This is a genomic window from Priestia sp. JNUCC 25 (assembly GCF_053667915.1).
In genome coordinates this window covers 3,246,852-3,264,223 of the sequence record NZ_CM132211.1, presented here as the reverse complement: position 1 = coordinate 3,264,223, position 17,372 = coordinate 3,246,852, and the positions used below count along the sequence as shown (strand labels likewise).

Sequence of the window (17,372 nt, the reverse complement as noted above, 5' to 3'; positions counted from 1 at the left end):
ATCCCGAGGTCTTTTTTGTATGCAACAAACACAGGTTTAATTTACTAAATATTGAAACTTTTATTGAAGTATTACGTATATAAACTAACGACAAATAAAGGACGTGTTGATATGCTACCGGAAACGATTCAACAAAAAGTAGAGCAGTATAGAGGTTTTTATATCAGCTTAAAAAATGAACTCAAATGGAAAGTGGCAGATCACAAGCAGTTTATGGCTATCGCTTCTATGTATGTAGTGAAAGGCAAATCGCTTCAGCTTCAGCCTTATATTGAGTTAAGTGACTATATTAAAAATCAAGTAGGAATGTTTTCTACATTAAAATCATCGCAGCGGTTTACGATCGCAGCCATGCTGGATACCCGCTATGAGAATCCAAAAGAAACGTTTCATGAATTTCTGGATGTATATGATAAATTGGTACAAGGCGGGTTTACTAGAGGCGCATTTACGTATATCGCGGCTTCTGTTATGCTGTCGAATGAGTCGAGTCGAAGTCATAAAGAAATGGTTCGAAGGTCAGTAGAAATTTATCAAGGCATGAAAAAAAAGCATCTCTTCCTCACATCAAGCGGTGATGTACCTCTTGCCGTTTTATTAGCTGAAACGAGCGAGTCTGTTGATGATTTGATGCATGAAATTGAACACTTTTATACCACATTGGCGCAGCATGGATTTAAAAAAGGAAATGACCTTCAGTTTTTAAGTCATATTCTCGCAAACGATAAAAACTTACATGGAGATACCCTTATTGAAAGGTGCCTAGCAGTAAAAGAAATCTGTGAATCGGCAGGTATGAAAGTAAAAGCAATGCATTACCCAGTCCTTGGCTTATTAGCACTGTTTGAAAAACCGGAAGCTGAAATTGAAATTATCCATGAAGCGGTAAAGCAGCTGAATGCAGATAAACTTTTTAAGTGGCAGAAAGACATCAATGTTATGCTGGCGGTTAATCTGGTTATCAGTGAAAAGCTAAAGGATTCTAGACTGGTCGAAACAGGCATCTATACAACGATTGAAACGATAATTCAAGCCCAGCAAGCGGCTATGCTAGCGGTTATTGCGAGCACTTCAGCGGTTGCTACTACGACTACTACTTGATAAATGAAACGGCTATAAAAAGAGGCTGGGACATAACTACATGAATCTAACCTAAAGGTGAATCAATGGGATAAATGAGCTGAACCGCTTATAACACCGCGGTTGATTTCCGTGCAAGGCTTCGCTTTCCGCGGGCGGGAGCTGAGCCTCCTCGTCACTTACGCTCCTGCGGGGTCTCACCTGTTCCGCTTTTCCCGCAGGAGTCTTCGCCTTGCCCTCCAATCAACCTCTAGAAGTACCATATACATGAAACCTACGTTCACCATGCCGATGAAAAAATCCGAACGAAGTTGATTCTCCATCAAGAATCTTGATTCCTCGTTCGAATTTACATTTAACTAGAATACTTTTATCTCACCTTTTCTCTTAAAAAGTATAAACCTCGCCATCATCTGGAATAAAGACGCGGGACGCCATATCTTTTTCGTTGATAAAGCCTTTTAGCTCTTCTCTTGATAACGTCCAGTGATTTACAGCTTCCATATGGACAGAAACAATCGTAGCATGAGGGGCCGCTTTAAAAACTTGGTAAATATCTTCTTTCCCCATCACAAGAGAACCGCCTTCTAAAAATTGATTATCTCCGCCGTTTACGACAATGATCTCTGGTTTATATGTATTGATTTCTTCTTCAACAGCGGAATACCATACCGTATCTCCAGCTACATAAAGCGTTTTTTCATTCTTATGTTTAAAAACAACGCCGCACACTAAACCAGTACGCTTTAAAATTTCTCCTCTTCCGTGTTCACCTTTTGTTTTGATTAATTCAACGCCTTCAAAAACCGTGTTTTGCGTAAGTACTTCTACATTTTTAAAACCAGCTTCTTTTACTACTGCGGCATCTTCTTCATTTTGAACGAACATTTTGATGTCTTTTGGCAAAGCCTGTTTAGCAGCATCGTCAAAATGGTCTAAATGGAGGTGAGTGACAATAACCGCATCTACATCAGCAATAATTTCTTCAACGGATATCGGTAAGTTCACTAAAGGGTTGTTTTGATCTTGTCTGATCGAATTTGGGAAAGGAGGGTACGTGCCTTTCTCCGCTAACATAGGATCAATTAAAAACGTTTTTCCTCCGTATTCAACAATTAGAGTAGCGTTACGAATATGTCTAATCTTCATCTGTATCTCTCCTTTTTTTGATCTACGTATAGTTTATAGGATACTCTAGTTGCAAATACATAGATAAAATCAAGTCTTTTAACACTTTCACTTGATAAATGAAAGAATAGTAGTCAAAAGCAAAAAGAACCGAAACAGTGCTGTTTAGGTTCTTTTTAGGATTTCTTTTATCTCTTTATATATACGTACTTGGTTGCGTCCATGTTGTTTGGCAGCGTACAGGGCGATATCTGCTTTATTCAACAGCTCATCTAACGTTTCATTTTCTTGTTTTTCCGCTTGTGCTACTCCAAGACTTAGCGTAATAGAAATGGTTTCTTCATTAATCAGTAAGGGCTGAGTCTCGACGTGACGGCGAATTTGGTCAGCCAGCGTTTCGCCTTCGGATAAAGTATAGCCCTTTAGCGCGAGTACAAATTCTTCACCGCCGTACCGAGCAAAAAGGGCTCCTTGCGGTAATACGGACTGGCAGGCTTTTACGACATGTACAAGCACCTGATCGCCGGTATAATGACCATACGTATCGTTCACTTTTTTAAAATAATCTATATCAAGTAAAAGAAGCGTAAAAGAAGATGCGGGCTTTTTTGCTTCATCGAATGCTTGCTTGCTGTGCTGAAAAAATGCCCTGCGATTATAAATTTGCGTCAGCTCATCGTAATAAGCTTGATTTTCAAGCTTTAGCTGAAGTCTTTTTAGCTCTGTGATATCCGTAAAAATAAGCAGCAAGCCGTGACTGTTGTTGGCATACTGCAAAGGAGAGGTGCGAACTTGATACGTATACTGAGATTGATCCCCAGAAAAAAGCTGCAGCTCTTGACTGCTGTTTTTATTTTCTAATGTAAAAGGAAATGAATTGCCCGATAGCGTGAACCAAATATCAGCAAAACGTTTTCCAAACATCGCTTTTTTCAGCTGCGGAAACATGTTCTTCGACGCTAAGTTAAATTCAATTAATCTGTAAGCTTCATCAAGCACGATAACACCGTCATTGATGCTGTTAAATATCGCATCTTTCGCAACGGGCATGACTGTAAACATACGCGATGAGTTAATGGACCATAAATATAAAAAAGAAGAAATCCATAAAACCATGGGAACTGGATCAATTCCCTGCGGCGTAAAGCCCATTAAATAGACAAAAGCTGTGACGATAGGGACTAATTGCCCGACCATTAATGCAATTAACTGCAGGCGGTAAGCTTTAGCTGTTTCTTTCCAGCGGTAAACGGCGAGCAAAAAAGCAACAAACATAGACGAAAAGATGAACATTCCATGAATCATGTACCAGGTCCCAATTTCTTGATGAATGTAAGGAGCACCTAAAACTGGGTCAATTTCAAACACTCGGTAATGAAGGTGATGCCAGTCATTTGTTGCGACCATGATCAAACTAATAAAAGGAATGATAAAAAGGGAAAAAATATGTTTTTTCCTTACTTTTATGCCGACATACTGCATAACAAACAGCAGTCCTGCAGGGGGCGAAAAAGGCATGCCCACGTATTGAATGACGGTCCAGAACTTCATTTCCTCAAGGTTAACGGATAGCAAGCTAAATGCCGCACCCATACAATAAATAGTGGTGAAACCTGTATGAAGAATAAATAAATGCGCAATGTTAGCGTAGTGGTGACGCTTAATAAATACGTAAAAACATAAGTATAGATTAAGAACACCGGACGTGCAGATAAGCGTTATATAAGCTGTTAAATCTAAATTCACAATTGTATCCCTCATTAAGAAAGCATTTTTAGTTAAATGTAGCACAGTTGAAATAAAATGTGGATGTTTTATGTAGGAAATGAGCAGTGCCGGAGATAGTAGAGGGATACCTCGTTTATAAGCAGCTTCTTTATGAGAATAGTAGATTGTTAAAAATTCAGCATTTTATGTATTGACATCGCTTTCATAGTGGAATATAATTTCAGTAATAACTTAAAACTGGATTGTTACTGATTCGATCAGGCATTACCTGTGTTAAAAATACGTGAGGTGTTCATGTGTTTTTAAGATGGGATTTTTACGTTTGTTCTGATGTGGGGGAAGCATCTATGAAATTTGTTAAAGTATTTAATAATAACGTAGCATTGGTCAAAGACTCCTCTAATGTAGAATGGGTCATCATGGGAACAGGCGTCGGTTTCCAAAAGAAAAAAGGTGATCCAGTTGATAAGGCTGTCATTCGACGAAAGTTTGTGGCGGAGTCGTCCAATATTCGTAGACCGCTGGCTCAAATTCTAGAGAGCATCAAACCAGAAATTCTCGAGGTTTCTGTAGAGTTAATCAAGCAAGCAGAAAGAGAAATAGGTGAGCCTTTTCGCACCAATATTCATTTGACTCTTGCGGATCACTTAAATTTTGCGATTGAACGAAGCCATAATGGCCTTGAATACGCGCAGCCAAGCCGCTGGGAAGTCAAGAAGCTTTATCCGAAAGAGTATAATGCTGCGGTTAACGCGATTCGACTAGTGTATGACCGGCTTGATGTGCTGCTTCCTAAAAGTGAAGAAACGTTTCTCACCTATCATTTTGTAAACGCACAGAATGTACAAGCAAAAGTGGAAGAAACGATGAAGATGACTGAAGTGATTAATCGAATTATCGATGTTGTTCAATATCATTTTCAGCTCAAACTTGACGAAGAATCCATGAACTATTCTCGCTTTGTCACGCATCTACGATTTTTTGTTTTACGTCAGCTGGATCAGAACCCACATGTTTCTCCGGAAGTTGATGCTACGCTGCTGGATGTCGTAAAAACAAAGTATGAAAAAGCATATAAAGCTGTTGAAAAAGTGGCTAATTTACTTCATAAACAGCATGGTTGGTCTTTAACTTCAGATGAAAAGCTTTACTTAACGCTACACATTTGGCGAGTGACGAATCTAGTAGAAACTGAATAATCGTTCTTCATTGGAGGATTGTTACTGACTCGATCAGGCATTACCCAAGCAGACATTTGCATGTATCAAACATGCGGTGATCTGTTTGGGTTTTTTTATTGAAAAAAGGAGGGATATAAATGACTTCACATAAAGAAACGGCTAAACAAGTAGTAGATAAAATCGGTGGAGCACAAAATGTTAATCAGGCTTGGCACTGCGTGACGAGACTTCGCTTTAATCTCCATGACAAGAATAAGGTGCAGGTGGAGGAAATTAAGCAAATAAAAGGGGTGATGGGCGCTCAATTTTCCGGTGATCAGTTTCAAGTCATTATTGGAAACAGAGTCGCTGAAGTCTTTGAAGAAGTTGAACCATTGCTGGGCAGTGGAAGAGCTACCGAGGATAAAAGCAGCCAAAAACAAGGCGTTGTTTCACTTCTAATGGATAGTATTTCAGGAATTTTTACTCCTATCTTACCAGCCCTTATTGGTGCGGGTATGCTAAAAGCTTTTGTCGCTTTATTTGCTACGCTAGGATGGCTGAGCATAGAAAGTGATACGTACGCAGTGCTGAATGCAATTGGGGACGGAGTCTTTTACTTTCTGCCATTTTTCTTAGCTGTTTCAGCAGCTCGCAAGTTTAAAACAAATGAATACTTAGCGCTTGCTTTAGCAGCTGCCATGCTGTATCCGACCTTTGTAGATGCAGCGAGAGGCATTACGAAAATAAAAGAATTTACGTTATTTGGAATCGATTTTATATCCATTCCAGTGGTTAACTATACGTCTAGTGTAATACCGATTATTTTAGGTGTACTTCTATTAAAATATATATACAAATTTGTTCGTTCATGGATGCCGGCTACCGTTACGGTCATGTTTTCACCACTGCTTGCACTTCTAATCGCCGCACCTATTACGTTATGGTTAATCGGTCCGCTTGGAACGTATATGGGAGACGGATTAGCAAGTATGTTCTCATGGATGTTTGAAACAGCAGGTCCGCTGGCAGGTCTTTTACTAGCAGGTCTTATGCCTCTTATTATCATGACCGGTATGCACTATGCAATAGCTCCTATTGCGATTCAAAATCTAAAAGTATATGGATTTGACAATGTTTTGATGCCGATGATGTATATCAGCAACCTTGCTCAAGGAGGAGCCGCTTTTGGAGTAGCGTTGAAGACAAAAAATAAAGATTTAAAACAAGTTGCGTTTTCATCAGCTATTTCAGCTGTTATCGGAATTACAGAGCCTGCCATGTACGGGGTAAACATGAAGTTGAAAAAACCTTTTTATTACGCTATTGCCTCTAGCGCACTGCTCGGTGGCTTTGCTGGATGGTATGGGTTTAAAGCTTTTACATTAGGAGGATTAGTCGGAATCTTTGCTATTCCTACGTTTGCAGATCCAAGCGGGGCAGCAGGCAATTTGATTGTCGCAGTAGCGCTGCTGGCAGGGGCCGTTATTTTACCAGCCGTCTTGGTCCTTACTCTTGGGTTTAAAGATATTGCTTCAGAAGAACCAGAAAAAAATACAATAAAACTTGAAGAACATCCTGTCAAGGAAGAAGCGCCACTGCAAAATGTTTCTCTAGCAGTAGAGGAGAAAAAAAGTGGTAAAACAAAAAGCGTCTTCTCTCCGTTACACGGAGAACTTGTACCGCTGCATCAAGTGTCAGATCCAACATTTGCTCAAGAAATTATGGGTAAAGGAATTGCGATTAAACCTAGTGAAAACCGCGTAGTCTCGCCTATCGCTGGAACGATTATGGTGTTGCCTGATTCTCAACACGCAATTGGCATTAAAGGAGAAGACGGAGAGGAAATTTTAATTCATATTGGAATTGATACCGTTTCTTTAAAAGGAGAGCACTTTAAGGCGCTGGTGAAAGAAAAAGATCATGTAAATGCAGGGCAGCCGCTAGTTGAATTTGACCGACATGCGATTGCAGAAGCTGGATTTGAAACTGTTACGATGGTTATTGTCACAAACACCGCAGAGTATTTAGATGTGCTGTCTGTCAATGAAATAGGTCTAATTTTTGAAGGGGAACAGCTACTTTCTGTAGTAAAATAAATGCTATTTTTAATAAAAATATGAGAAAAGGACGTGGGGACTATGTTAACAAATGATACTGTATTTAAAAAGGGATTTTTATGGGGAGGAGCAACAGCTGCTAACCAAATTGAAGGAGCTTATGACGTTGATGGAAAAGGGCTGTCTACTGCAGATATGATCCGATTTGTCCCAAAAGACGAACGAACTGGTTATTCGATGGATGTAAAAGCAGATTATATTGAAGATGTGCTTAACAACAAAGTAAACGATCGTTTTCCAAAGCGTACGGCTATCGACTTTTATCATCGCTATAAAGAAGATATCGCATTATTCGCGGAAATGGGGTTTAAAACTCTTCGCATTTCGATCAACTGGGCGAGAATTTTCCCTAATGGAGATGATGTGAAGCCAAACGAAGCAGGGTTGCAATTTTACGATAACCTATTTGATGAAATGTTAAAGTACGGAATTGAGCCGTTAGTGACGCTTTCGCATTATGAAACGCCGCTGGAGCTTACGCGTAAATACAACGGCTGGTACAGCCGCAAGCTAATTGGCTTTTATACACGCTACGCAGAAACGGTATTTACACGCTATAAAAACAAAGTGAAATACTGGCTGACGTTTAATGAAATCAATGTGATTACCCATAGTCCTTATACAGGCGGCGGTATTTTAGTTGAAAACGTTCCAAATCAGTCAGCAGAACAAATTGCGTATCAAGGAGCGCATCATCAGTTTGTTGCGAGTGCACTTGCCACTAAGCTAGCTCACGAGATTATTCCTGATGTACAAGTAGGGTGTATGCTTGCGCGTATGACAACGTATCCTGTGACGAATCATCCGGACGATATTTTACTAGCACAGCATAAAAATGACTTGAACTTATTTTTTACAGATGTTCAAGTGCGCGGAGAATATCCAAAGGTAATGGAGCGTTACTTTAAAGAGAACAACATTCAAATCGTAAAAGAAGTAGGGGACGATGAAATTATCAAACAATATCCCGTTGACTTTATTTCATTTAGCTACTATATGTCTCTTTCTGTCACAACTCAAAGTGAAGAAGAAAATGTCCTAGGAAATATGATTGCGGGAAGTGTAAAAAATCCTCACCTTCAAACGTCCGATTGGGGATGGCAAATCGATCCGAAAGGACTTCGCTATACGTTACAAGATTTTCATAACCGTTACGGCAAACCGCTGTTTATTGTTGAAAATGGGTTAGGAGCTCATGACAAAGTAGAAGAAGACGGCTCGATTCATGATCCGTATCGTGTAGATTACTTAAGACAGCATATTGAGCAAATGAAAGAAGCCGTCAAAGATGGTGTAGACTTAATGGGCTATACAGCGTGGGGACCTATTGATTTAATCAGTGTGTCAACAAACGAAATGTCAAAACGATACGGCTTTATTTACGTAGATCAAGACGATGAAGGAAATGGTACGCTTGAACGATCTAAAAAAGATTCCTTTTACTGGTATAAACAAGTGATTCAGACAAATGGAGAAGATTTATCTTCATCTCCAAAAATCAAAGTTTCTCAGTAAAAAACACATGCCTGAAAACACGAGATGTTCCTTAATCTGCGTGTTTTCAGGCATATTTTAATTGGTGCACAGCCTATTTAAGTTCATCGTTTTACAAAGATGCCACCTGCATTTTTTTCTGTCTGAAAAAGACCCAATCTTTAAAACCTATTTCTTTAAGGCGCTTTTTTACTAGTTCAAAGTCGTCTCCAATGCGCTTCGGGTCATGGGCATCGGAACCAAATGTAATGCGTACCCCGTAGCGCAGAGCTCTTTCCAAAATGTCGTCTGCAGGATACCAGCCTCCGCAGTCTTTGGTTTTGCCTGATGTATTCACTTCTATGGCAATATCATGTGCTGAAATCACTTTTAGCGTCTGATCAATGACAGCCGTCTCGATAGAAGAAAAAGAAGGGTAGAATCCTTTCATGGCATCAATATGGCCAAGAATCTGAAACATTCTGCTCCGGGCGGATTCTTCGATCAATTGATAATACGTTTCTTTCGTGCGCTGCTTTTCTTGCTGAGAAAGACCTTCCCAGCGCGTTTTATGAAAGATGCTGACTTCATCAACTCGATGGACAGAGCCGATTATGTAGTCAAACGGATATTTTTCATAGTAGCTACGATATATCTTCGCATGCTGGGGAAAGAAATCAGACTCTACGCCTAACAGCACTTCAATTTTTTCTTTATATTCTTCTTTTAGTTTCAAAATCTCAGCTACATATCCGGAGAATGCGCTTTTTCCCATAGCAATGTGAGGATACGGCTGGTCTTCTTCGCTCGCAAAATAAGGAGAATGATCCGAAATCCCAATGATATCAAGGCCTTTATCAATAGATGCCTCTATATAATCTCGAATCGTTCCGCGAGCGTGTCCGCATCGGTCGTGATGGGTATGAAAATCAAATTTTAAATCAGCGTTCATTTTTCATCACCTCTGTTACCTTTTTATGTAGTGTATAAAATATTCTACAAAGAAACAAAGTATCCCCCGTAGAAATGGATGAAGAGAATATTTCTTGGCTTGCTGGTGAGTCATCTACTAAAAAGATTGTACAGAAAGAGGTTATTTTATTTAATTTGCTGCAAAAATTGACATGGAATCCATACCAAAAGTTACATTTGATTCGGCAAGCTAAAACGCATATACTACTCATACACGATCTGAAATAACGTTCAGGTAATCGCTGCATCATTTGATGTAGAGGAAAGTCCATGCTCGCACGGTGCTGAGATGCCCGTAGTGTTCGTGCCTAGTGAAAAAATAAGCTAGGGCAGCTTGGCTTATAGCTTAGCTGACGGCGGGAAAAACCACCTAAGTCTTTGGATATGGTTGAGTATCCCTGAAAGTGCCACAGTGACGAAGCTTTGCTGGAAACAGCAAAGGTGGAACGCGGTAAACCCCACGAGCGAGAAACCCAAACAATGGTAGGGGAACTGTCTCAAAGGAATCTAACGGAGAGACGGACGGTTACATGCGTAATCGTAGATAGATGATTACCGCCTGAGTACGAGATTAAAATCGTTTGCAGTACAAAGGTACAAAACATGGCTTATCGAACGTTGTTGAAACAGAGACTGACTATAAAATACGTAACTCAAACAAACCAGTGAGGTTTGTTTTTTTATTTGTTCTTTTTTTAAATTATAGCGCAAATGCGTTGATGGAGTGCTTGAATTTTCCTTATCGTAGCAAGAGGAATTAAGGTATATGTAAATACATATTAACTAAATTGCTGTATAGTTTACTTGTACTCACTAAACATGGGGAAAGGGAGAATATTCATGATTAAGAAAATGGAACATACAGCCATTATTGTTGGAGATATGGATGAAACGATTCACTACTACTCGGATATGTTTGGCTTTAAAGTTCGCCTTAAAGGCTCTACCGAAAAAAGAGAGATGGCTTTTTTGTATCTTGAAGAACAGCCAGGAATTGAAATTGAGCTCATTCGAGATATTGATCCGATTGGCAAGTATAACAAAAGTGGGATTGTTAACCACCTTGCATTTACGGTAGAGGATATAAATAAGGCGATTCAACATTATAAGAGCAAAGGAATTGAATTTTTATCATCGGAGCCTCAGCCAACGCTCGAAGGGGGACGTATGATTTTATTTCACGGACCTAATGATGAATTGCTGCAGTTAGTAGAACGAGTTAAACTCTAAAAAAGGTTACTTTAAGGGGTACATACAAGAAAAAATGTGTTTTAGATTCTCAAAAAAGACCTTTCTTTTATGGTGATAGAAAGGTCTTTTTGATGTGTAGTTACTATGATAGATCAAGTATCTTTTTAATAATTTTCTTTAATATTGGCAGCGCGTCTTGTCTTTATTGAGCTTTTTAAAAGAAAACCAGAAAGGATAAAAGCAATTAGTAAAAAAACAATAATCATACAAATCAAGCCTTTCCAGCCAAACATTGACCAAAAGACTCCTCCTAGCGTTCCGCCTACGCTTGAACCCGTGTAATATAGAAACAAATAAAGTGAAGAAGCCTGAGCTTTATTTGTTAAAGCGCGCTGACCTACCCAGCTGCTGGCAATCGAATGGCTCCCGAAAAACCCAAACGTAAACAAGCCCAAGCCAGCTACTTTAGCAAGTAAAGCAGGATCTAACGTTAAAACGACACCAGCTAGCGTAATCGAAAGGTTGGTCATAAGTATTTTTTGTTTTCCGTAGCGGTCTACCAGCCTGCCGGTCCACATCGAACTAAACATTCCGATAATAAGAATTAAAAAGATCCAGCTGACAATCGTTTGGCTTAAGGAATAAGGGGTAGCGGTTAGTACATAACCGATATAGTTAAATAAGGCGACGTTGCTGCCTAACAGCAAAAAGCCTAAGCCGTATAAACAAACTAATCCTGGATCTTTAAGATGATCAAGCAGCGATTTCCCTAGCTTTCCAACCTCTAATTTACGAGATTGAAAGTGCTGTGAAGGAGGCAGGCTAATCCAAAAGATAACGGTCGCTGCTATACTTATAATACCAATTCCTGCTATTGCACCGTGCCAGCCGAAATACTCACTAAGCGTGCCGGAGATCACTCTTCCGCCAACGGCGCCAATTGCATTGCCGCTTATGTAGAGGCCCATTGCTGAACCTAGACTTTTTGCTTCGATTTCTTCTCCTAAATAAGCCATTGCCACTGAAGGCAGCCCGGCTAGCGTAATTCCTAGCATTGTTCGAAAAAACAATAGAACGTGAAAAGTAGGACTACATGCAGTCAATAGGCATAACACAGAAGCAGCAAGCATGGAATAGACCATAACAGGCTTTCTTCCCCATACTTCCGATAACGAACCGAAAATAAGCATACTAATAGCCAAAGCTATGGTTGTAACGGAAAGCGATAGGCTAGAAGTCGTCGGAGAAATATGAAATTCTTTTGTGAACGCCAGCATTAAAGGCTGAGCGCAGTATAAAATCGCAAACGTATTAAACCCTGCTGCAAAAAATGCAAAGCTCGTTTTGCGAAAAACGGGCGTTCCTTTCTTTATGTAACTCATAGAGCAACCAGCTTACGCTTTCTCAGATGTACGATACGTTTCATAACAAATCCTTCTTTCTGCTAGAAAATGATGATTATAAAATTTTGTAGGAGCTGTATACAGCAGTCGTTAAAAGAAACTAAAAACATCCTCGAGTATGTTTCCATTTTTTATCGTAACACCAGCTATTTATAATGTATAATTCATTATAATCATATTTTTCATACATCTATGTAATGAATAGAACGGTTAATAAGGAGATGGTACAAAGTGGAGTGGCAGCAGTTTAAATACTTTCAAACGCTTGCACGTACGCAGCATATGACGCGCGCCGCAGAAGAGCTGTTAATTACGCAGCCTGCGCTCAGTCGTTCAATTGCTCGTTTTGAAGAAGAAGTAGGAGCGCCGCTATTTGACCGGCAAGGACGTTCCATTATATTAAATCAATATGGTAAAGTTTTTTTAAAGCGTGTAGATAACATAATGAAAGAATTTGATAAAGGACAGGAGGAAATTCAAGCGCTGCTAGATCCTGAAAAAGGGCAGGTGTCACTTGGATTTTTACATACGCTCAGCACAGATTTGATTCCAGATTTAATCGCTTCGTTTCGCAGTTTGTATCCTAAGGTGAATTTTCAGCTGAGGCAAAGCCCTTCTCACGTTCTTCTTGAGCAGCTGCAGGTGGGCGAACTAGATCTTTGTTTGATTGCGCCTATGGAAGAGAAATCGATCATCAAGTGGCAGCACCTTTGGAGTGAAGAGCTGTTTGTGATTGTGCCAAAAAATCATCGGTACGCTCGCTGTGAGAGTATCCCACTAGAAGAAATTGCTGAAGAATCATTTATTCACTTAAAAGAAGGCTTTTCTCTTCGTCTTACGTTTGAGCAGTTATTTGAAGAGACAGGGGTAAAGCCTCACATCATGTTTGAAGGAGAGGAAGCTGATACCGTAGCGGGACTTGTAGGAGCCGGCTTAGGAATTTCTATCCTTCCAGATTTACACGGAATAGATCAAAGTAAAATAGTGAAAATCCCATTAGCTAAAGCCAATTGCCACCGAGTAATTGGACTAGCTTGGATTGAAGGAAGATATCTATCACCGGCTGTTAAACAGTTTAGAAACTTTGTTTTACATAAATTCCATGAGCAGAAATAAAGGTGTTTCGTAGCCTAGACTTGTTTACAAACTCAGTCCTTTTTTCTTTTAAATAACCTTTTTAAAATTGATCTCTTTTTACCTACTACGCTGCTTTCTTTTGAAGCTTCTACTAATTCTGAAATGGCCTGCTGTTCACGCAAGCTTTTACGCAAAGATTGAATAAGCTGCTTATCTTTTTCCTGAAGAATTTGTTTTGTATCAGGCTCTTGTTGGGGTGAAGGCTGTACCGGCTGTTCGGGAGGTGTCGGCTGCTGGTCAGCTGCTTCTGCTGTGTTCTCTGTGTTCTCTTTGTCTTCGGCTTCTTCTAGAGACACGGCAGCTTGATCCTCGCTTGTAGTTAAAGAGAATTCTTTTTGCAGCGCTTCATTGATTTCTTCTGCTTGACAGCCCTCATCATAAAGCTGCTTAATTTTCAGTAAAACGGTCGCAGCCGCAGCTTCATATTGTTTTGGTCGATGATCCTCTTTTTGTATAAAGAAATATTGGAATTTATCTATATATCTTCTAATCGTTGAAGTAGGAATACTCGTTTCTTCAGATAACTCTTTTACACTAAGCCATTTTGTCATTTTCTCACCACTTTTTAAATGATTACTTATTCGTCAGCATCAATTTGAAATTGTACTAGTATCTACTGTTTATCTTATCATGTAACGCTTCTACGTACCTTGCTGTGTTGGTTTCTGTAACGTTTTTATAATCACAGTGTCATAAATGAGGTATAAGCTGCCACTCGCACAAAGATTTGTTAGTTGAAGAATAGGAAATAATCAGTAAGCATTTGTTTGGAGTATGTTGAACAATGATGAGCGTACTTCTTATTATTATCTTATAATGTTGCTGAAGAAAAATCGAGTGATTACTTCACTGTTTAATGATTATGGTAATGTTGTACTAAAGAATAAAAGGAGGGGCAGCATGAGTTTTACAGAACGAGCAGTAGCACTTATTAAACAAATACCATCCGGGAAAGTAATGACATACGGACAAATTGCCGGCCTGGCCGGTAGTCCGCGAGGTGCAAGGCAAGTTGTACGAGTACTGCATTCGATGAGTAAGAAACATAATCTCCCCTGGCACAGAGTCATTAATTCTAAAGGAGAAATTGGGTTTAAAGACGAAGAAATGTACGTTGTTCAAAAACTTTCACTTGAAGCGGAAGGAATACTCGTTTCTTCGGATGGAAAGCTTGATCTTAAAGTCTATCTCTATGAACCTGACGAGCATAAATGACAAAACAGATTGAGACAGAACGAAACCAATTCCATCTAAAGGCTAACAAATGAGATAAAGGAGCTGAACCGCTTGTGACACCGCTATTAAATTCCGTGCAAGACTTCGCTTTCCGCGGGCGGTCGGTGAGCCTCCTCGTCGCTTGTGCTCCTGCGGGGTCTCACCATTTCCGCTTTTCCCGCAGAAGTCTTCGTCTTGCCCTCCAATCAATAGCTAGAAGCACTTACATTTACCCTGCCAATGAAAAATCCGAACGAGTTTGATTCTCCATCAAAAATCAAACTCGTTCGGAACTTCCTTCAACTAACATATTTTCTTATTTATGTTTTTCAAAAGCCAGCTTTAATCCAAACCCGATTAAAACGACTCCTGTTGCTTTATCCATAAAGCGCTGAACGCTAGGTGTTGTGAGCCATTTTCGTAAGTAGTTAATAAAAAAGACGAATACGAAAAACCACGTGATAGCAAGGATCGTATACGTTATTCCCATAAGCAGTAATTGAAGCGTTACGTTTTGATCACTTTGAACAAATTGAGGTAAAAAAGTTAAGAAAAACACCGCCACTTTTGGATTAAGGACGTTTGAGACAAGACCTTGACGAAAAGCAGACGTTTCTTTTGACTTCTCCTCTTTTATAGGAGAAACTGTATCGCTTTTTTTAGAAAGAAAAGCAGAGATTCCTAAGTACATTAAGTACAGGGCTCCTGCGTATTTTACCACTTCAAAAGCCAAAGCTGACTGAAGAAGAAGAGCAGATAAACCAAACGCGGCGGCGAGTGTATGAACTAAAGAGCCGCTCGCTAAGCCTAATGCCATTTTATAGCCGCCCGTTTGCCCATCTGCCATCGTTCGTTTGGTGATAAGAGCCGTATCGATACCAGGGCTCATAATAACAAATAATGTGAGAACCAAAAAAGTGAAGATGTCGTTCATTTTTTTCTTCCTCCTTACTGTGATAGTATTAAACTGTCTTTTATTTATTAAATATAATTTAACATAAGTAGCGCCATTTATTAAGTTTAATTTAATAAAATTAAATGTAATTAAACATATTTTACGGAGGAATCATCATGGAAAACATAGATATTGGAAAAAAAGTAGAGAAATTTCGAAAAGCAAAGGGGCTAAGCAGTCGAGAATTAGCCAAATTAGCGGAGATTACGCCGTCTATGTTAAGTCAAATTGAACGGGGATTAGCTAATCCGTCCATTTCAACGCTTAAAATTTTAGCTAAATGCCTCGATGTTCCTACTTTCAGCTTTTTACTTGAAGAAATAAATACCTCTCATTTAGTCGTACGGTCGAACGAGCGTAAAACGATGAAAGTAAAAGAGTTAACGTATTCGCTAGTATCACCAGACTTTACGGGAAATCTAGCTACGGCGATCATGGAAGTACCGCCGATGAAGTCTTCATCAGAATCTCCTTTAGCACATAAAGGGGAGGAAGTGGCATATGTCTTAGAAGGAAAAATTAAGGTGTATTTGGAAGAGGAAGTATACGTGCTAGAAAAAGGAGACAGCGTCAAAATCCCTTCGCATCTGAAGCACAAATGGGACAATCCGTTTGAGGAGAAAGCGGTGATTTTATTCTCAGTTACACCGCCTGTTTTTTAAAATACTTACGGTTTTCATACTGCTCATCTTCAGTGTTAGCCACTTTTATTATATAAATGTGATAAAGCTATCATGTTCGTGGGGATAAACAATTGATAAAATAGCATTGTTGGGAATCTCTACCTAAGAGAATACATACTAAATACTTTTTTGAAAGGTGTTGAAGGGTAATGAAGACATGGAAAGAGATGTTTCGTACTTCAAAGCTTAAAAAAATGATGCCTGTACTCGCTCTGTCGTGCGCGGCGGCTGTAAGCTTTTCAAGCAGCGAGGTACATGCTGAAACGGTAAAATGTCAAAGACAAGAAACTAAGAGTGATCGAGAGTTTGCTAAGCTTGAAGAAAAATATGATGCGAATCTTGGCGTTTTTGCATTAGATACGGGTACCAATAAAACGGTAACGTATCATCCGGATGAGCGTTTTGCTTATGCGTCTACTCATAAAGCTCTTGCTGTCGGTGCACTTTTACAGCAGAAGTCAATCGAAGATCTCAATGAACGAATCTTTTATACGCGCGATGACCTTGTAAACTATAATCCCATTACAGAAAAGCACGTGGATACAGGCATGACTCTTCGAGAACTTGCGGATGCATCGCTTCGCTACAGCGACAATACGGCAGGGAACTTAATTCTGCAGCAGCTGGGCGGACCGGATGGATTTAAAGAAGCTTTAGAAAAAATAGGAGACGATGTAACGCTGCCTGAGCGGTTTGAGCCGGATTTAAATGAAGTGAATCCAGGAGAAACCCACGATACAAGTACACCGAGAGCGCTCGCTACAAGTCTTCAAAAATATGTACTTGGACAGGCACTTCCTGAAGACAAACGTGCACTTTTAACAGATTGGATGAAGCGAAACACAACAGGGAATGCGTTAATACGAGCGGGCGTGCCGAAAAGCTGGGAAGTAGCCGATAAGACAGGCGCAGGCTCGTACGCGACGCGAAATGATATTGCCATCCTTTGGCCGCCAAAAGGAGATCCAATTGTTCTTGCGATCCTTTCCAATCGTACGGAAAAAGATGCGGAGTATAATGATAAACTGATTGCAGAAGCGGCTAAACAAGCGGTGAAGACCCTTAAAGTTACTCGGAAATAAAATTGGATAATAGTAGTTTAAATGTAAAAGAAAGATTGAAAAGAT

Annotated in this window: 16 protein-coding genes and 1 other RNA gene; 10 read left to right on the top strand and 7 right to left on the bottom strand. The window is 39.7% G+C overall.

Going from position 1 to position 17,372, the window contains the following annotated elements:
- Positions 1 to 111: 111 nt before the first annotated feature.
- On the top strand, positions 112 to 1,101 hold the full coding sequence (locus tag JNUCC25_RS16920; RefSeq protein WP_454222178.1) for a DUF4003 family protein: 990 nt from the start codon (positions 112 to 114) through the stop codon (positions 1,099 to 1,101).
- Between the two features lie 366 nt (positions 1,102 to 1,467).
- On the opposite strand, the gene JNUCC25_RS16915 is transcribed toward JNUCC25_RS16920, so the two are convergent.
- On the bottom strand, positions 1,468 to 2,229 hold the full coding sequence (locus JNUCC25_RS16915) for an MBL fold metallo-hydrolase (RefSeq protein ID WP_029323120.1): 762 nt from the start codon (positions 2,227 to 2,229) through the stop codon (positions 1,468 to 1,470).
- A gap of 144 nt (positions 2,230 to 2,373) precedes the next feature.
- Positions 2,374 to 3,954 (bottom strand): histidine kinase N-terminal 7TM domain-containing diguanylate cyclase, encoded by a 1,581-nt coding sequence (locus tag JNUCC25_RS16910; protein WP_029323118.1) that lies wholly within the window; start codon positions 3,952 to 3,954, stop codon positions 2,374 to 2,376.
- A 329-nt stretch (positions 3,955 to 4,283) separates the two neighbouring features.
- Here JNUCC25_RS16910 and JNUCC25_RS16905 point away from each other — a divergent pair, with 329 nt between their 5' ends.
- From JNUCC25_RS16905 to JNUCC25_RS16895, 3 genes are all read left to right on the top strand, one after another.
- Positions 4,284 to 5,135 carry a PRD domain-containing protein gene (locus tag JNUCC25_RS16905; RefSeq protein ID WP_029323116.1) on the top strand — a complete coding sequence of 284 codons (852 nt, stop codon included), beginning with the start codon at positions 4,284 to 4,286 and terminating at the stop codon, positions 5,133 to 5,135.
- A gap of 119 nt (positions 5,136 to 5,254) precedes the next feature.
- Positions 5,255 to 7,195, top strand: a complete 1,941-nt coding sequence (locus JNUCC25_RS16900; protein ID WP_098399613.1) for a beta-glucoside-specific PTS transporter subunit IIABC — start codon at positions 5,255 to 5,257, stop codon at positions 7,193 to 7,195.
- Between the two features lie 42 nt (positions 7,196 to 7,237).
- Complete coding sequence (locus tag JNUCC25_RS16895; protein WP_454222176.1) at positions 7,238 to 8,731, top strand: glycoside hydrolase family 1 protein; 1,494 nt, start codon at positions 7,238 to 7,240, stop codon at positions 8,729 to 8,731.
- A 91-nt stretch (positions 8,732 to 8,822) separates the two neighbouring features.
- Here the strand turns inward: JNUCC25_RS16895 and JNUCC25_RS16890 are convergent, their stop codons facing one another.
- The gene (locus JNUCC25_RS16890) at positions 8,823 to 9,641 is read right to left on the bottom strand and encodes a histidinol-phosphatase (RefSeq protein WP_140456963.1); all 819 of its coding nucleotides are present in this window, start codon (positions 9,639 to 9,641) and stop codon (positions 8,823 to 8,825) included.
- A 247-nt stretch (positions 9,642 to 9,888) separates the two neighbouring features.
- On the opposite strand from JNUCC25_RS16890, the gene rnpB reads away from it, so the two are divergent.
- An RNA gene (gene rnpB, locus JNUCC25_RS16885) (RNase P RNA component class B) lies at positions 9,889 to 10,277 on the top strand.
- 224 nt (positions 10,278 to 10,501) lie between these two features.
- Positions 10,502 to 10,891 (top strand): VOC family protein, encoded by a 390-nt coding sequence (locus JNUCC25_RS16880; RefSeq protein WP_013058062.1) that lies wholly within the window; start codon positions 10,502 to 10,504, stop codon positions 10,889 to 10,891.
- 125 nt (positions 10,892 to 11,016) lie between these two features.
- Here JNUCC25_RS16880 and JNUCC25_RS16875 read toward each other — a convergent pair whose 3' ends face one another.
- Positions 11,017 to 12,234 (bottom strand): MFS transporter, encoded by a 1,218-nt coding sequence (locus JNUCC25_RS16875; protein WP_454222174.1) that lies wholly within the window; start codon positions 12,232 to 12,234, stop codon positions 11,017 to 11,019.
- A 252-nt stretch (positions 12,235 to 12,486) separates the two neighbouring features.
- Between JNUCC25_RS16875 and JNUCC25_RS16870 the strand changes: the two genes are divergently transcribed.
- Entirely contained in the window at positions 12,487 to 13,371 is an 885-nt protein-coding gene (locus JNUCC25_RS16870) for a LysR family transcriptional regulator (protein ID WP_454222172.1), read from the top strand.
- Between the two features lie 32 nt (positions 13,372 to 13,403).
- Here the strand turns inward: JNUCC25_RS16870 and JNUCC25_RS16865 are convergent, their stop codons facing one another.
- A complete protein-coding gene (locus tag JNUCC25_RS16865; RefSeq protein ID WP_029323102.1) occupies positions 13,404 to 13,943 on the bottom strand; it encodes a MerR family transcriptional regulator in 540 nt (179 codons plus the stop codon).
- 349 nt (positions 13,944 to 14,292) lie between these two features.
- On the opposite strand from JNUCC25_RS16865, the gene JNUCC25_RS16860 reads away from it, so the two are divergent.
- Positions 14,293 to 14,607 (top strand): MGMT family protein, encoded by a 315-nt coding sequence (locus tag JNUCC25_RS16860; protein ID WP_029323100.1) that lies wholly within the window; start codon positions 14,293 to 14,295, stop codon positions 14,605 to 14,607.
- 42 nt (positions 14,608 to 14,649) lie between these two features.
- Here JNUCC25_RS16860 and JNUCC25_RS16855 read toward each other — a convergent pair whose 3' ends face one another.
- On the bottom strand, positions 14,650 to 14,817 hold the full coding sequence (locus JNUCC25_RS16855) for a hypothetical protein (protein ID WP_335389145.1): 168 nt from the start codon (positions 14,815 to 14,817) through the stop codon (positions 14,650 to 14,652).
- 106 nt (positions 14,818 to 14,923) lie between these two features.
- Positions 14,924 to 15,541, bottom strand: coding sequence for a LysE family translocator (locus JNUCC25_RS16850; RefSeq protein WP_029323098.1), 618 nt, complete (start codon positions 15,539 to 15,541; stop codon positions 14,924 to 14,926).
- Between the two features lie 137 nt (positions 15,542 to 15,678).
- On the opposite strand from JNUCC25_RS16850, the gene JNUCC25_RS16845 reads away from it, so the two are divergent.
- Both JNUCC25_RS16845 and bla read left to right on the top strand, forming a co-directional pair.
- On the top strand, positions 15,679 to 16,224 hold the full coding sequence (locus JNUCC25_RS16845) for a cupin domain-containing protein (protein ID WP_029323096.1): 546 nt from the start codon (positions 15,679 to 15,681) through the stop codon (positions 16,222 to 16,224).
- 170 nt (positions 16,225 to 16,394) lie between these two features.
- Positions 16,395 to 17,327 carry a class A beta-lactamase gene (gene bla, locus JNUCC25_RS16840; protein WP_082888769.1) on the top strand — a complete coding sequence of 311 codons (933 nt, stop codon included), beginning with the start codon at positions 16,395 to 16,397 and terminating at the stop codon, positions 17,325 to 17,327.
- Positions 17,328 to 17,372 lie beyond the last annotated feature (45 nt).

Coding starts and splice junctions, on each gene's coding strand:
- JNUCC25_RS16880 (WP_013058062.1), top strand. CDS start 10,502: ATGATTAAGAAAATGGAACATACAGCCATTATTGTTGGAGATATGGAT.
- JNUCC25_RS16905 (WP_029323116.1), top strand. CDS start 4,284: ATGAAATTTGTTAAAGTATTTAATAATAACGTAGCATTGGTCAAAGAC.
- JNUCC25_RS16900 (WP_098399613.1), top strand. CDS start 5,255: ATGACTTCACATAAAGAAACGGCTAAACAAGTAGTAGATAAAATCGGT.
- JNUCC25_RS16875 (WP_454222174.1), bottom strand. CDS start 12,234: ATGAGTTACATAAAGAAAGGAACGCCCGTTTTTCGCAAAACGAGCTTT.
- JNUCC25_RS16860 (WP_029323100.1), top strand. CDS start 14,293: ATGAGTTTTACAGAACGAGCAGTAGCACTTATTAAACAAATACCATCC.
- JNUCC25_RS16890 (WP_140456963.1), bottom strand. CDS start 9,641: ATGAACGCTGATTTAAAATTTGATTTTCATACCCATCACGACCGATGC.
- JNUCC25_RS16865 (WP_029323102.1), bottom strand. CDS start 13,943: ATGACAAAATGGCTTAGTGTAAAAGAGTTATCTGAAGAAACGAGTATT.
- JNUCC25_RS16915 (WP_029323120.1), bottom strand. CDS start 2,229: ATGAAGATTAGACATATTCGTAACGCTACTCTAATTGTTGAATACGGA.
- JNUCC25_RS16920 (WP_454222178.1), top strand. CDS start 112: ATGCTACCGGAAACGATTCAACAAAAAGTAGAGCAGTATAGAGGTTTT.
- JNUCC25_RS16850 (WP_029323098.1), bottom strand. CDS start 15,541: ATGAACGACATCTTCACTTTTTTGGTTCTCACATTATTTGTTATTATG.
- JNUCC25_RS16895 (WP_454222176.1), top strand. CDS start 7,238: ATGTTAACAAATGATACTGTATTTAAAAAGGGATTTTTATGGGGAGGA.
- JNUCC25_RS16845 (WP_029323096.1), top strand. CDS start 15,679: ATGGAAAACATAGATATTGGAAAAAAAGTAGAGAAATTTCGAAAAGCA.
- bla (WP_082888769.1), top strand. CDS start 16,395: ATGAAGACATGGAAAGAGATGTTTCGTACTTCAAAGCTTAAAAAAATG.